This window comes from Nocardioides aromaticivorans (assembly GCF_013408525.1).
In the GTDB taxonomy this organism is placed as follows: Bacteria; Actinomycetota; Actinomycetes; order Propionibacteriales; family Nocardioidaceae; genus Nocardioides; species Nocardioides aromaticivorans.
This window is the reverse complement of sequence record NZ_JACBZM010000001.1, coordinates 2,960,856-2,974,205: the sequence shown is the minus strand read 5'-3', so window position 1 is coordinate 2,974,205 and position 13,350 is coordinate 2,960,856. Positions and strand designations below refer to the sequence as shown.

Annotated in this window: 14 protein-coding genes and 1 tRNA gene; 3 read left to right on the top strand and 12 right to left on the bottom strand. The window is 72.4% G+C overall.

The window, feature by feature from the left end; all coding sequences use genetic code 11:
• Positions 1-5 precede the first annotated feature (5 nt).
• A complete protein-coding gene (locus BJ993_RS14105; protein WP_036550430.1) occupies positions 6-380 on the top strand; it encodes an MscL family protein in 375 nt (124 codons plus the stop codon).
• Between the two features lie 292 nt (positions 381-672).
• Here the strand turns inward: BJ993_RS14105 and BJ993_RS14100 are convergent, their stop codons facing one another.
• Positions 673-858, bottom strand: a complete 186-nt coding sequence (locus BJ993_RS14100) for a hypothetical protein (protein WP_179649386.1) — start codon at positions 856-858, stop codon at positions 673-675.
• 14 nt (positions 859-872) lie between these two features.
• A complete protein-coding gene (locus tag BJ993_RS14095) occupies positions 873-2,150 on the bottom strand; it encodes an LCP family protein (RefSeq protein ID WP_179649384.1) in 1,278 nt (425 codons plus the stop codon).
• Positions 2,151-2,450: 300 nt separating this feature from the next.
• Here BJ993_RS14095 and BJ993_RS14090 point away from each other — a divergent pair.
• Positions 2,451-2,523: transfer RNA gene (locus BJ993_RS14090), tRNA-Arg, on the top strand.
• Between the two features lie 18 nt (positions 2,524-2,541).
• On the opposite strand, the gene BJ993_RS14085 is transcribed toward BJ993_RS14090, so the two are convergent.
• The 10 genes from BJ993_RS14085 to BJ993_RS14040 all read right to left on the bottom strand — a co-directional run bounded on the left by BJ993_RS14085 (position 2,542) and on the right by BJ993_RS14040 (position 12,486).
• Complete coding sequence (locus tag BJ993_RS14085) at positions 2,542-2,820, bottom strand: hypothetical protein (protein ID WP_179649382.1); 279 nt, start codon at positions 2,818-2,820, stop codon at positions 2,542-2,544.
• 192 nt (positions 2,821-3,012) lie between these two features.
• Positions 3,013-3,762, bottom strand: coding sequence for a 4'-phosphopantetheinyl transferase family protein (locus BJ993_RS14080; protein WP_179649380.1), 750 nt, complete (start codon positions 3,760-3,762; stop codon positions 3,013-3,015).
• Between the two features lie 32 nt (positions 3,763-3,794).
• Positions 3,795-4,643 (bottom strand): ABC transporter ATP-binding protein, encoded by an 849-nt coding sequence (locus BJ993_RS14075; RefSeq protein WP_179649378.1) that lies wholly within the window; start codon positions 4,641-4,643, stop codon positions 3,795-3,797.
• A complete protein-coding gene (locus BJ993_RS14070) occupies positions 4,630-5,631 on the bottom strand; it encodes an ABC transporter ATP-binding protein (RefSeq protein WP_179649376.1) in 1,002 nt (333 codons plus the stop codon). The genes BJ993_RS14075 and BJ993_RS14070 overlap by 14 nt, the downstream gene beginning before the upstream one ends.
• Positions 5,628-6,509, bottom strand: coding sequence for an ABC transporter permease (locus BJ993_RS14065; RefSeq protein ID WP_179649374.1), 882 nt, complete (start codon positions 6,507-6,509; stop codon positions 5,628-5,630). Before BJ993_RS14065 ends, BJ993_RS14070 begins: the two co-directional genes overlap by 4 nt.
• On the bottom strand, positions 6,506-7,456 hold the full coding sequence (locus BJ993_RS14060; RefSeq protein ID WP_179649372.1) for an ABC transporter permease: 951 nt from the start codon (positions 7,454-7,456) through the stop codon (positions 6,506-6,508). The genes BJ993_RS14065 and BJ993_RS14060 overlap by 4 nt, the downstream gene beginning before the upstream one ends.
• A gap of 2 nt (positions 7,457-7,458) precedes the next feature.
• On the bottom strand, positions 7,459-9,084 hold the full coding sequence (locus BJ993_RS14055; RefSeq protein WP_179649370.1) for an ABC transporter substrate-binding protein: 1,626 nt from the start codon (positions 9,082-9,084) through the stop codon (positions 7,459-7,461).
• On the bottom strand, positions 9,081-9,452 hold the full coding sequence (locus BJ993_RS25905) for a cupin domain-containing protein (protein WP_179649368.1): 372 nt from the start codon (positions 9,450-9,452) through the stop codon (positions 9,081-9,083). The genes BJ993_RS14055 and BJ993_RS25905 overlap by 4 nt, the downstream gene beginning before the upstream one ends.
• Positions 9,449-10,849 carry an NAD(P)/FAD-dependent oxidoreductase gene (locus BJ993_RS14045; protein ID WP_179649366.1) on the bottom strand — a complete coding sequence of 467 codons (1,401 nt, stop codon included), beginning with the start codon at positions 10,847-10,849 and terminating at the stop codon, positions 9,449-9,451. Before BJ993_RS14045 ends, BJ993_RS25905 begins: the two co-directional genes overlap by 4 nt.
• Positions 10,846-12,486 (bottom strand): amidohydrolase, encoded by a 1,641-nt coding sequence (locus BJ993_RS14040; protein WP_257026885.1) that lies wholly within the window; start codon positions 12,484-12,486, stop codon positions 10,846-10,848. Before BJ993_RS14040 ends, BJ993_RS14045 begins: the two co-directional genes overlap by 4 nt.
• Positions 12,487-12,614: 128 nt before the next feature.
• Between BJ993_RS14040 and BJ993_RS14035 the strand changes: the two genes are divergently transcribed.
• Positions 12,615-13,292: a TetR/AcrR family transcriptional regulator gene (locus tag BJ993_RS14035; RefSeq protein WP_179649363.1), complete on the top strand. Its 678-nt coding sequence runs from the start codon at positions 12,615-12,617 to the stop codon at positions 13,290-13,292.
• Positions 13,293-13,350 lie beyond the last annotated feature (58 nt).

The window sequence follows — 13,350 nt, the reverse complement described above, 5'->3', positions numbered from 1 at the left end:
ATCACATGGACGGGTTCAAGAAGTTCCTGCTCAGGGGCAACCTGGTCGACGTGGCCGTTGCCTTCATCATGGCCACATCGTTCGCGGTCGTCGTCAAGACCTTCACCGACGTTCTCCTCGGCTTCGTGTCGCGGATCTTCGGCGGCAGCCCCAACTTCGACAGCGTCGTCATCTGGAAGGACAGCGACGGAGTCGGCATCCCGATCGGCACCTTCATCACCGCGGTGATCTCCTTCGTGATCCTCGCCGCGATCGTGTACTTCCTCGTCGTGACGCCGTACACGAAGGCGAAGGAGCGCTTCTTCCCGGACCAGCCCGAGGCCGAGGCCCCGGACATCGTCCTGCTCACCCAGATCCGCGACTCGCTCCAGAACCGCTGATCCCCGGCCGGCAACGCCGGCCCGCAGCACTCCCGGTGCCGCTCCATCACTGACCGTGGTGGGGCGGCACCGCTCGTTTTCGACCGAGATCCTCCGCCTCGCGGTGCGCACGCCGGCAACGTCGGCGGGACGTCATACGAACCGAGCGCCCAGACGACCGCTTCGCATGACGCAACCCTCGCCGCCACGGACCAGGCCCGGGACGTCATACGAACCGAGCGCTCGGACGACCGCTTCGCATGACGCAACCCTCGCCGCCCGACGTCCGACCGGGCCGACACCGGACACCCGCTCACTGGCCGTGGTGGGGCGGCACCTGCTCCTTCAGCCACTTCTCCGAGGCGGACTCACGGGCCGCCTCAGGTCGGGCGTCGTCCTTCTCGTCGGAGGTCACCGAGGGCTCGACGTCGCCGAAGATCGCGGCGAGGCGGCGCTTGCGCTTCCACTCCGGCTCGTCCGGATCGCGGGTGTCGGCCATGGCAGTCGGGTCCCTCAGCAGAGGCCGGCGGCGGCGCGGCCCTCGTCGGAGAGGCCGTCCGAGCCGTTCGTCGTACCGTCGGTCGCGGTGTCGGTGGCGCCACCCGTCGCACCGCCGGAGGCGCTTCCGCTGGCGGAATCGCTGGCCTTGTCGCTCGCCTTGTCGCTCGCCGAGCCCGAACCGCCGGCCGACGGCGTGCCGTCGGGCTTGTCGCCGGCGCTGAGCGCGTCCTTGAGGAACTCCGAGGTCAGCGGCTTGTCCTTGCGGACCAGGCGCCAGAGCTTGTCGACCTCGGGGGTCCACTCGATGCCGGCGCTGACCTTGTCGGAGTACACCCACGGCGTCGTGACGAACTTGATGTTGTCGGCGCCGATGCCCTTCGCGGTGAGTGCGATGTCGGCCATCTCGGCGATGCCGTCGAAGTCGGTCTGCAGCGAGGAGGTCGCGGCGTTCATGAACCGGATCAGGCGGTCCGGGCGGGCCAGCATGCCGGCGGTGAGCGCCTTGTTGATCATCGAGCCGATGAAGGCCTGCTGGCGGCGGGTGCGGTTGGGGTCGGTGCCGTCGCCGATGCGGTAGCGGGCGCGGACGTAGGTCAGCGCCTCCTTGCCCTTGATCTCGCGGGTGCCGGCCTCGAGGTGCACGTCGTGGTTGGGGTCGTCGATGTCCTCGGGGATGCAGACCTCGACGCCGTCGAGGGCATTGACCATGTCCTTGAACTGGTTGAAGTCGACGACGACGTAGTTGTCGATGCGCACGCGCGAGAGCTGCTCGAACTGCTGGATCGTGCAGGCCGGGCCACCCGAGGCGTAGGCCTCGTTCCACTTCACGTAGCCGCCGCTGCCGGCGATCTCCTTGCCGTCGTGGTCGTAGCAGGTCGGCCGGATCACGGCGCTGTCGCGCGGGATCGAGATGCCGTAGGCGAACGTCCGGTCGGCCGAGAGGTGGAACAGGATGGTGGTGTCGGAGAGACCGCCGCCGGCCTCGCCGTCGATGCCGTTGCCCTCGCCGGAGCGCGTGTCCGAGCCCATGACCAGGACGTTGAGCGGCTCCTGCGGACCCGCCACCGCCTCCTTGTCGGGCCGGTTCTTCAGCTGCGCGTCGACCTCTTCGTGCTGGATGTTGCCGTTGAGGTTGTTGTAGAGCGCCACGACGCCGACGCCGGTGAGCAGGCCCAGCCCCAGCAGGCTCGAGATGATGACCTTGAAGACCACCTTGCCGGGCTGCGGCCGCTTGCGCCGGCCCGCGACACGCGTGCCGCGGGTGCGTCGTACCGGACGGGAGGTCGACACGCGGCGAGCCCGGCTACCGGGCTCACGGGGACCTCCCGGCGTGGGCCGGGGAGGAGCTACCTGCGTCATCAATCACCTGGTCGTGCGGCCGCCTCGGGGCGGAACGTGGTCAGTGGAACTCAACGCGCTGCCGAGTCAGCTGCCGTACGACGCTCACGCGCCGCACCCACCGTACGGTCCCGGCCAAGCCGGGTCCGTGGTATGGACACCATTCTCGCCGCTCACCCCGCCGCGCGGCGAATCGTCCGGCCCGCCCCGACTCGGCCCGACGCGCCCGGTCCTGACAAGATGGTTCGCCGAGCCCCCGTAGCTCAGTGGATAGAGCAGCCGCCTCCTAAGCGAAAGGTCGTAGGTTCGACTCCTACCGGGGGCACCCTTCGCGTCCGACGACTCAGTGGGCGCTGACCCGCTCCCCGGCCGGCGCCGCGTCCCGGTTGCGGAGCGCACGCCAGGTGCGCCGCGCGAGCCCCAGCCAGCACACGACCGCGAGGCTCGAGAGCCCCGCCGGGATCCAGTGGCCGAGCATCACCGACGCCGCGACGGCGGAGACGAACGCGACCAGGTTGGCCACGACGTCGTACACGGGCGCGATGAAGCGGGCGTTGATGACGTGCGCGACCGCGATGACCACACCGCACGCGAACGTGACCGACAGGAGGAAGCTCACCACGTCGGCAAGTATCCGACGGGGGTGGGCAGAGTCCCCCATCGCCGACGCCAGGGCATGCAACCGAATCCGGCTCCCGCGCGTCTCTACGGGTGTGACGATCATGTGGACAGCCGCGCTGGTGATGTGGGCCCTCGTGCTGACGATGGCCGTGGTGGCCATCGCGCGGCGCTGAGCGCGAGGATTTCGGCAGGCTCAGCCGAGCACGGCCACCGCGGCGCCGTACCCCTCGGGCACGGCCACGTCCCGCACGACCCACGGTCCGATGGTGCGGCCGGGGGCGTCGTCGGTGCCGAGGTAGTCGAGGTGTGGGTCACGGCCCAGCCCGATGCCGATGCCCTTGAGGTAGGCCTCCGTGCGCGACCAGGCGCGGGTGAACCGGACCGTCGCACGACCCCCGTCGAGGGTCCCGTGCGCGGCGGCGCTGATCTCGTCGGTCTCCCGCGGGTGGAGCAGGCCGGCCAGCGCGACCGGGTCGTCGGGATGACGCTCGACGTCGACGCCCACGGGCACGTCGGCGACGGCGATCAGCACCTGACCCGGCGTGTGCGACAGCGAGAACTCCACCGGCGCGCCCTCCGCCCGGGGCCGGCCGTGCGGCTCACCGCAGCCGGGGCAGGCATGGCGGCCCCAGACGACCTTCTCCGGCGGGGTGTCGGTCGTGGCGCCCACGACCAGGCGCGCGGCCGCGTGGGCGAGCACGTAGGCCCGCTGCAGCTCCGCGCGGACGTACGACGACGCCCGCTCCCGCTCCGCCTCGTCGAGCCACCCGGCGCCGAGCTCGAGCTCGTGGTCGCCGAAGCGCGCGGTCTCCATCCGCCACACGCCGAGGCCGACCCCGGCCTCCGCGCGCGGCTCCGGCGCGTCGAGGAGGGAGCCGAGCACTGCGGGCTCCACCGGGATCGCCGATCGATCCGGTTCCGCCTCCGCCACGTCGCGACTCATCGTCTCCGAGGCTAACAAGGAGGTGGTCGGCGTCACTCCGGGGCCCGGTGGAGCGCCCGTCGTACCTCGGCGAGGTCCCAGCCCGGCGTCGGCACGCTGGCCCGCAGCCGCCGGGTGTACTCGTGCTGGGGATCGTCCAGCACGTCCTCGGTGCTGCCGCGCTCGACCACGATGCCACGGTGCATCACCACGACCGTGTCGGTGAGCTGGCGGACCACCGCGAGGTCGTGGCTGATCAGGACATAACTGATGCCGAGCCGGCGGCGGAGGTCGATGAGCAGGTTCAGGACCTGCGCCTGGATCGAGACGTCCAGCGCGGCGACCGACTCGTCGAGGATCAGCACCTCCGGCTCGGCCGCGAGCGCACGGGCGATCGCGACCCGCTGCCGCTGGCCGCCCGAGAGGGCCCGCGGGAGGGCACTGCCCTGGCGCTCGTCGAGGCCGACCATGCCCACGAGCTCGGCGACCCGCGCCGTGCGCTGCGCCGGGGTCCAGTCCGGCCGGTGCAGACGCAGCACCTCGTCGATCGCGCGGTCCACGGGCTGGCGCGGGTCGAGGCTCGAGTACGGGTCCTGGAAGACGATCTGCACCTCGCTCCCCCGGCGACGGCGCTCGGCGCCTCGGCGCGACGGCGTCGACCGGTCGCGCCCGCACGCCGTGACGGAGCCGGCCGTCGGTCGCTCCTGGCCGGTGACCATCTTCGCGATCGTGGTCTTGCCGGACCCCGACTCCCCCACGATCCCGAGCGAGCCGCCGCGGCGCAGGGTGAAGGACACGTCCTCCACCGCCACGACGCCACCGAACTCCTTGCGCAGGCCACGGACCTCGAGCACGGGTACGTCGACGGCCCGCTCCTCCTCCTCGACCTCAGTGACGGACATGCGGGGCTCCTCCCAGGACGCCACGGAGCGCGTCCGCCCGGAGGCACCGGGCCGCTCCGCTGTCGATCTCGACCAGGCCGGGGGCGGACGCCGTGCAGGCGTCCTCGCGGTGCGGGCAACGCGCGGCGAAGGCACAGGCACCGGCGGGTGCCTCGAGCGCGGACAGCGGCCGGCCGGGAATGGCGGCCAGCTCCTCCATCCGGCGGTCCAGCAACGGCCGCGCCGCCGCGAGCGCCGCCGTGTAGGGGTGCAGGGGGTCGTCGTGCAGCAGGCGCGACGCGCGCAGCTCGACGATCTCGCCGGCGTACATGACGGCCGTCCGGTCGCAGCAGGCGGCGGCCAGGTCGAGGTCGTGGGTGATGAACAGGATCGACAGGCCCAGGTCGCGGCGCAGCTCGTCGAGCAGTCCCATGATCTCGGCCTGCGTGGTGACGTCGAGCGCCGTTGTCGGCTCGTCGGCGAGCAGCAGCCGCGGCTCGGTGAGCAGTGCGCTGGCGATCATGACGCGTTGCAGCAGGCCGCCGGACAGCTCGTGCGGGAACTGCCCGAGCCGGCGCTCGCCGTCGGGGATGCCCACCCTCGCGAGCATCGCCACGGCGCGCTCGGCGGCCTCACGGCGCCCGACACCGCGATTGGTCCGCAGCACCTCGGTCATGAAGTCGCCGACCCGGCGCACCGGGTTGATGTGCACCCGCGGGTCCTGGAAGACGACCGCCACCTCGGCGCGATAGGTCCGCAAGGCCGTGCCGGACAGGGCGCCGACGTCCTGGCCGTCGAAGCAGACGGTGCCCCGCTGGACAGCACCCTTCGGCAGGATCCGGTCGATCGCCCGGACGGTCATGGACTTACCGGACCCCGACTCGCCGACCAGGCCCACCGCCTCGCCCGCCCCGACCGTGAACGACACGTCGCGCAGGACCGTGCGGTGCTCGCCCCGGACCGGCAGGTCGAGGCCGAGGTGGTCGACCTGCAGCAGTGGCGCGCTCATCGGCCGCCCTTCCTCTCCGCGCGCTCGAGGAGGCGCTCCCCGAGGACGTTCATGGCGACGACCACCGCGACGATGCACGCTCCGGCACACAACGCGGGCAACGGGTAGCCCAGCAGGATGCCCGACTGGTTCTCGGAGATCATCACGCCCCAGTCCGGGTCCGGCGGCTGCACCCCGATGCCGAGGTAGGAGATGACGGCGAGGTCGAGGACGGCGTAGCCGAAGAGGATCGACGCCTGGGCGACCATGAACGGGAACACGTTGGGCAGCAGGTGCCGCACGCAGATCGCGGTCGCGCCGAGGCCCTGCACCTCCAGCGCGGTGATGTAGGGCTGGCTGCGCTCCTTGAGCATCGCGCTGCGCAGGATCCGCGCGACGAAGGGCGTGTACGCCACCGCCATCGCGAGCACCGCCGCCCACAGGCCGGCCCCGAAGACGGCGGCGGTCAGCGCGGCCAGGAGCACGCCGGGGAAGGCGAAGAGGATGTCGAGGCCGGCCCCGACCGTGGTGTCGACCATGCCGCCGCGCCAGGCGGAGACCAGGCCGAGCAGGGAGCCGATCACCATGCAGAGCACGACGATCAGCAGCGGCCCGAGCATCGAGGAGCGCGCGCCGGCGAGGAGCCGCGACAGGACGTCCCGGCCCTGCACGTCCAGGCCCAGCAGGTGGCCGCCTCCCGGCGCGATCCAGGCCTGGGCGAGGTCGGCCGCGTTGGGGTCGTCCGGCGTGACCCAGGGACCGACGACGGCCACCACCGTGGCGAGCACGACGACGCCCGCCGCGATGCGTCCGGTCGGCCCGAGGCCGCGCCGGCCCCGGCGCCGGGGCGCGGTGACCGCGCCCGCGTTGGCGGCCGGTGCCGCTGCTGCCACGCTCATGCGGCACGCGCCCCGAGCTGGACCCGCGGGTCGAGGACGGCGTACAGCGCGTCGACGACGACGTTGACGAGCACGAACGCCACGACGAGGACGAGCGAGATGCCCTGCACCACGGCGATGTCCTTCGACTGCGCCGACTTCACGAGGTACTGCCCCAGGCCGTTGAGCCCGAAGGACGTCTCCACGACCGACGACAGCGCGATCAGGCTCGCGACCGTGACGCCGGTGACCGTCGTGATCGGAATGGCCGCGTTGCGCAGCACGTGGCGGGTCACGACGAGGTGCTGCGGGATCCCGCGGCTGATCGCGGTCTGCACGTGCTCGCGGGCGACCTCCTCGCGGATGGCCGTCCGGGTCACCCGGGCCACGACGGCGACCGACGAGAGGGCCAGCGCGACGGCCGGCAGGGTGAGGTGCTCGAGCCGGCCGACGAAGCCCTCCCCGGCGCCGATGGTCGGGAACCAGCCGAGCGACACGGCGAACACCGCGGTGAGCACGATGGCCGCCACGAAGGCGGGCACCGCCGCCGCCATCGACGAGACCACCAGCACCGACGAGTCGATCCAGCCCGGGCGGAGGCCGGCGAGCAGGCCGAGGCCGATGCCGATCACCACGATGAGGAGGGCTGCGTACAGGACGAGGGTGAGGGTGATCAGCGCGCGGTCAGCGATCAGCGAGGACACGTCCTCGTGCAGCGGGATGGACACCCCGAGGTCGCCGCGCAGCGCACCGGCGAGCCAGTGGCCGTACTGCGCCAGGAAGGGCTCGTCGAGGTGATAGCGCTGCTCGAGCGCCGCCTGGGCCTCGGGCGACAGCGACTTGCCGCCCGACAGCGCCGCGAGCGGGTTGCCCGGCGCGAGGTAGGTCGCCGTGAAGATCGCGAAGCTGGCGACGAGGAGCGTGACCGCCAGCATCGCCACCCGGCGCAACAGGTATCCGATCCGCATGGTCAGCGCGCTCCGAGGTGCTCGGCCCACGGGGCGGACATGTAGGCGAAGGAGGACACGGCCCCGGTCAGGTCCTTGCCGGTGACCACGACCGCGTTCGGCTGGGCCGTCGGGATCCACGGCAGCAGCTCCATCGTGCGCTGCTGCGCCTCGATGACGAGCTCGGCGCGGGCCTCGGCGTCCTCGGTGCCGCGTGCCTCCTCCATCAGCCGGGTGACCTCCGGGTCGTCGAAGCCGGAGTAGTTCTGCGCCCCGTCGGGCAGCACGACCGTCGCCGACAGTGCCGCCGGGTCGGCGTAGTCGCCGTAGGTGACAGTCGGAAAGGCGTCGACCCCCTCCCGCGCCTTGGGGTCGATGAAGAAGTTGATGAACGCGTCGGCGGACACCGACTCGAACTCCACCTCGAGGCCGATCTTCTCGGCGGCCGTCCTGAAGGCGCCGGCGGTGTAGGCGATGTCCGGGATCGCCGAGGACATGCCGATCGTGATCGTCCGGCCCTTCGCGCCGGCCTCCTCGACGAGCGCCTTCGCCCTGTCGAGGTCCTGTTCCAGCGCCGGGCTGTCGTCGTACGCCGCCTGGTAGGTCTCGCGCGCCGAGGCGAAGGTGCCGGGGTTGGCCAGCCAGCGGGCGTCGGTCGCCGCACCGTGGTAGACGTTCTCGACGATGCCGTCGCGGTCCAGGGCGAGGGACAGGGCCTGGCGCACCTTGACGTCGCCCAGCGTGCCCTTCAGGTTGCTGATGACGAGCGCGGCCGTGGCGTAGCCCGGGCCCTGGGTGACGGTGACCGCGTCGTTGTCCTCGAGCACCGGCAGGGTGGAGATCGCCGGCGGGTAGGTGCCGCCGATCTCGCCCGCGATCAGGGCCGAGGTGAGCGCCGCCTCGTCGACGACGCCCTTGACGGTGATCTTCGCGACCCGCGCGTCGGCCTCTCCCCAGTAGTCGTCGTTGGGGACGGCGACCACGCCGGAGGCGGGCGACCAGGAGTCGAAGCGGTAGGCACCCGAGCACATGACGCCGCCGGACGGGGTGCCGTAGTCGGCGCCCTTCGCCTCGACGTACTTCTTCTGCACGACGATGCCGGGCACCGATGCCAGCTCGCCGTCGAGCCAGTAGTCGGCCTGCTTCAGGGTGAGGGTCACCTGGCGGTCCCCGGTGGCCTCGATGGTGTCGACCCGGCTGAAGGCCTGGCCGTAGAAGCCGCCGAGCTCGGGGTCACGTTGCCGCTCGAGGCTGTAGACGACGTCGTCGGCGGTGACCGGGCTGCCGTCCCAGAAGGTCGCGTCGGCGTTGACGTCCAGCACGACGGTGGTCGGGTCCGTGCGCGACAGCGAGGCGATCCCGTCGGCGATCGTGCCGTCCGGCTGGGTGCGCAGCAGCGACTCGCAGAAGAGCGTGAGGGCCGTGTTGTCGGGGTAGTCGAAGACGTAGAGCGGGTCGATCGTCTGCACGTCGCGGTAGACCGCCCAGGTGATCGCGTCCGCGTCCTTGGTCGCCGCCGCGGTCGTCGGCCTGAGGTCGCCCGCCGTGCGGGAGGTGGACGGGTCGTCCGCCGAGCGCCCGCACCCGACGGCGGCGACCGAGCAGGCCAGGAGCAGTGCGCCGGCGCGCACGAGGTTGTTGCGGGTCACGGGATCTCTCCTTGTACGACGGAATGCTGCGGGTCCCGAGGGGTGACGTAGACCTTGCGGAGGGTGTCGTGGACGACCCACGTCGTGCGGTCGCCGGCGGCGAGGCGGACGACGGAGCCGGCACGGAGCTCGACGACCTCGTCGTCGTCGAAGGTGACGGTGGCGTGGCCGGAGACCACGACGAAGAGCTCGTCGGCCTCGACGTCGCGGGCGGTCCCGGGTGTCATCTCCCAGATCCCGACCTCGGCACCGCCGACCGTCCCCAGCTCGGCGACGGCGGCCGTGGGTGAACCGTCGAGGACCTCCTCGCCCGGCGGGACGTCGTCGTCGCACGCGAGCTCGTGCACCGACCCGAGCAGCCGGCTCACGAGTCGAACCCGAGGCCGAGGCGGTCGAGCAGGCGCAGCCACAGGTTGCGCCGGCCACCGCGGGCATCGGCCCGCGCGAGCGACCAGCGGGTGACCTGGATGCCGATCCACGCGACCGGCTCCGGCGGGAACGGCAGCGGTCGCCGGCGCACCAGCGCGAGTCGCGTCCGCTCGGTGTCCTCGCCCGCCAGCAGGTCGAGCATCACGTCGGCGCCGAAGCGCGTCGCGCCGACCCCGAGGCCGGTGTAGCCCAGCGCGTAGGCCACGCGGCCGCCGTACGCGGTGCCGAAGAAGGCGCAGAAGCGCGTGCAGGTGTCGATCGCCCCGCCCCAGCGGTGCGTGAACCGGATGCCGGCGAGCTGCGGGAAGGTCGTGAAGAAGTGCTGGGCGAGGACCTCGAAGGTCGCCGGCCGCTGGTCGTACGTCGCCCGGACCTTGCGTCCGAAGTGGTAGATCGCGTCGTACCCGCCCCACAGGATGCGGTTGTCCGCGGTCAGCCGGTAGTAGTGGAACTGGTTGCCGCAGTCGGCGAGGCCCTGCCGGTGGGCCCAGCCGACCGACGCGAGCTGTGCGTCGGACAGTGGCTCGGTCATCAGCACGTAGTCGTAGACCGGCACCGTCGCCAGTCGGAGCCGGCGTAGCAGCGGCCGGTGGGCATTGGTGCCGAGCGCGACCTGGTGCGCACGCACCGTCCCGTGCGCGGTCTCGACCGCGACCTGGCCGCCGCTGCGGCGGATCCGCCGGACCGCGGTGCCCTCGACGATACGGACGCCGAGCCTCTCGGCGGTCTCGGCGAGGCCCCACGCCAGCCGGGCGGGGTCGACGGTGGCACAGGTGTCCTTGCTCCACAGCCCGGCGAGATAGGTCGGCGAGGCGACCTCGGCCCGGACGGCCGCCTCGTCGAGGAACACCGTCGTGGTGCCGTCGGCCTCGGCCCGCAGCTCCTCGACCTGGTGCGCCTCCGTGGCCACCGCGAGCTGGCCGGTGCGCCGGAAGTCGCAGTCGATGCCGTAGCGCTGGAGGGTCGCCTCGATCTCGTCGAGGTTGGTCAGGCCGAGCTCCTCGAGCCGGTCGGCCTCGTCCGGCCAGCGACGGCGCCCGTTGGCCTCGCCATGGGTCAGGCTGGCCTCGCAGAAGCCGCCGTTGCGTCCGCTGGCGGCGCCTCCGATTCGGTCCGCCTCGAGCAACACGACGTCGCGGCCCGGGTCGCGCTCCTTGGCCCGCAGGGCCGTCCAGAGCCCGGAGTAGCCGCCACCGACGATCGCGAGGTCGCAGGCGAGGTCGCCGTCCAGCCGGCCACGGGCGGCCGGCCGGTCCACGTCGTCCAGCCAGAAGGGCACCGGCGCGGCGCCGGCCAGGGCCCGTGCCGGGGCGTCGTCGAGCAGGGTGCCCGTCATCGCGCGAACACCCGCTGGCCGCCGACGAAGGTCTGCTCCACGTGCGTGTCCCAGATGTCCGCCGCAGGCCCGTCGAACGGGTCGCGGTCGAGAACGGCCAGGTCGGCCAGGTTGCCCACCGCGATCGTCCCGGTGTCGTCGAGGTGGTTCACGTACGCCGTCCCCGACGTGTACGCCGCCAGCGCGCTCCCGAGGTCGATCCGCTCCTCGGCGTAGAAGACCGGGTTGTCGGTGCCGGGCTCGACCCGGTTGACGGCGACGTGGATCGCGAGCATCGGGTCGGGACTGCTGACCGGCCAGTCGCTGCCGGCGGCGAGGGTCGCGCCGGACCGGAGCAGCGAGCCGAACGGGTACTGCCACGCCGAGCGCTCCGGGCCGAGGAACGGGATCGTGAGCTCGTCCATCTGCGGCTCGTGTGCCGCCCACAGGGCCTGGATGTTGGCGCTCGCACCGAGCCGGCGGAAGCGGGCGACGTCCTCGGGGTGGACGACCTGCAGGTGGGCGAGGTGGTGCCGGCCGTCGCTGGGGCCGTTCTTCTCGCGCGCTGCCTCGATCGCGTCCAGCGCCTCGCGGACGGCGCGGTCGCCGAGGGCGTGGAAGTGGACCTGGAAGTCGTGCGCGTCCAGCGCGACGACGTACTCCTTGAGGGCCTGCGGGTCGACGAACGAGAGCCCCCGGTGGTCCCCGGCGTCGCGACAACCGCACCCCGGGCCGTAGGGACTGATCATCGCCGCCGTGTGGTTCTCGGCGATGCCGTCCTGCATGATCTTGATGCTCGTCGCGCGGAAGCGACCCCGCGTGAGCTGCTCGCGCGCGGCCAGCAGGTCGTCGATCTGCTCGCCCCCGCGGTCGCGGCTCCACCAGAGGGCGCCGACGACGCGGGCGGTCAGCGCGTCCTGCGCCACGGCGTCGGCGTACGCGGTGGCCGCGTCACCCATGACCGGATTGGCACCCACGAGCGCGTCCTGCCAGGCGGTGATGCCGACGGAGTGGAGCACCTCCTGCGCGCGGAGCAGGCCGGCCAGCTTCTCCTCGCGGGTCGTCTCGGGGACGACCGCCGCGACGAGGTGCATCGCTCCCTCCTGCAGCATGCCCGTCGGTACGCCGCCGGCGTCACGCTCGATCCGGCCGTCGACGGGATCGGGGGTGCCGGCGTCGATGCCCGCGAGCTCGAGCGCGCGGCTGTTCGCCCACGCGCCGTGGTGGTCGCGGTTGGCGAGGTAGACCGGCCGGTCCGGCACGATCGCGTCGAGGAACGTTCGGTCGGGGGCACCCCCGGGGAAGCTCTCCATCGACCAGCCACCACCGGTGATCCACGGGCGGTCGGGGTGGGCGGCGGCATACGCGGCGATCCGGCGGCGGTACTCCTCCGGGTCGACGGTCCCGGTCAGGTCGCACTGCCCGAGCTCGATGCCGGCGCCGACGGGGTGGACGTGCGCGTCCTGGAAGCCCGGCACGAGCAGGCGCCCGGCGAGGTCGACCACCTCGGTGCGCGGACCGACCAGCTCGCGGAGCTCGTCGTGCCCGACGGCGACGATCCGCTCGCCCTGCACCGCGACGGAGCTCGCGCGGCTGCGCGCGGCGTTGCCGAGGTGGACCGCGCCACCGGCGAACAGGAGATCGGCGTGCTTGCTCAAGGGTGTCCTCCGCGTCCGGACCCGCGTCGATGTGGGCTGGGTCACTGGCGGGAACGCTAGAACTTTGCCAACAGCGTTGTCAACGGTGTTGGCAACGCTATTGTTCTGTAGCGACAGAGAGGTCACGCATGCCCCCATCCCCCACCGGCCCCCGGCCCCGCAAGCGCGCCGCGCTCGATCGCGAGGCCATCCTCACGGCGGCGACCGAGCTCGCCGCGAGCGGTTCCGCGCTCACGTTCCGTGCGCTGGGCAGCGCCCTGGGCGCCGACCCGACCGCGATCTACCGACGCTTCCGCGACAAGGAGGAGCTGATGGCCGCGCTCCTCGACGGCCTCATCGCCGCGTCGCTCGCCGCGGTCGACCGCGACGCACCCTGGCGCGACCAGCTCCGCGGGGGCGCCCTCCACACCATCGACATCTTCGCCTCCCATCCGCAGATCGGGGTCCAGGCGGCGGCCATATCCACCGGCGGCCCGGGCGAGCTCGCGGTGATCGACTGGATCCTCGAGCAGCTCGGCCGGGCCGGGCTCGACAAGCCCCAGGTCGTGCGCTGCTACGCGGCCTACTCGAGCTACGTGCTGGCAGCGGCCGCGACCCTCTCCCAGCAGCAGCTCGACGAGGCAGCCGGCGTACCGCCGACGAGCTGGGTGGGCGACCTGCGTGCCGTCGACGCCGCGCGCCACCCGGCGCTGGCCGCGGTGCTGCCCGAGCTGCTGGTGCTCACCGGTCGCGAGGTCTTCCTGGCCGGCATCGACGTCCTCCTCGACTCCTTCGAGGCGTTGGCCGGCCAGCCCGCCCGTCACTGACCCGACGGGCTCGACCGGGCGGAGGTCGGTGTCATCCCGGGCCTGCTGGACCGGATGC

Excerpts from the sequence above, each read along its gene's own strand:
- BJ993_RS14105 (WP_036550430.1), top strand. The coding sequence starts at position 6 with ATGGACGGGTTCAAGAAGTTCCTGCTCAGGGGCAACCTGGTCGACGTG.
- BJ993_RS14100 (WP_179649386.1), bottom strand. The coding sequence starts at position 858 with ATGGCCGACACCCGCGATCCGGACGAGCCGGAGTGGAAGCGCAAGCGC.
- BJ993_RS14080 (WP_179649380.1), bottom strand. The coding sequence starts at position 3,762 with ATGAGTCGCGACGTGGCGGAGGCGGAACCGGATCGATCGGCGATCCCG.
- BJ993_RS14075 (WP_179649378.1), bottom strand. The coding sequence starts at position 4,643 with ATGTCCGTCACTGAGGTCGAGGAGGAGGAGCGGGCCGTCGACGTACCC.
- BJ993_RS14070 (WP_179649376.1), bottom strand. The coding sequence starts at position 5,631 with ATGAGCGCGCCACTGCTGCAGGTCGACCACCTCGGCCTCGACCTGCCG.
- BJ993_RS14065 (WP_179649374.1), bottom strand. The coding sequence starts at position 6,509 with ATGAGCGTGGCAGCAGCGGCACCGGCCGCCAACGCGGGCGCGGTCACC.
- BJ993_RS14060 (WP_179649372.1), bottom strand. The coding sequence starts at position 7,456 with ATGCGGATCGGATACCTGTTGCGCCGGGTGGCGATGCTGGCGGTCACG.
- BJ993_RS14045 (WP_179649366.1), bottom strand. The coding sequence starts at position 10,849 with ATGACGGGCACCCTGCTCGACGACGCCCCGGCACGGGCCCTGGCCGGC.
- BJ993_RS14035 (WP_179649363.1), top strand. The coding sequence starts at position 12,615 with ATGCCCCCATCCCCCACCGGCCCCCGGCCCCGCAAGCGCGCCGCGCTC.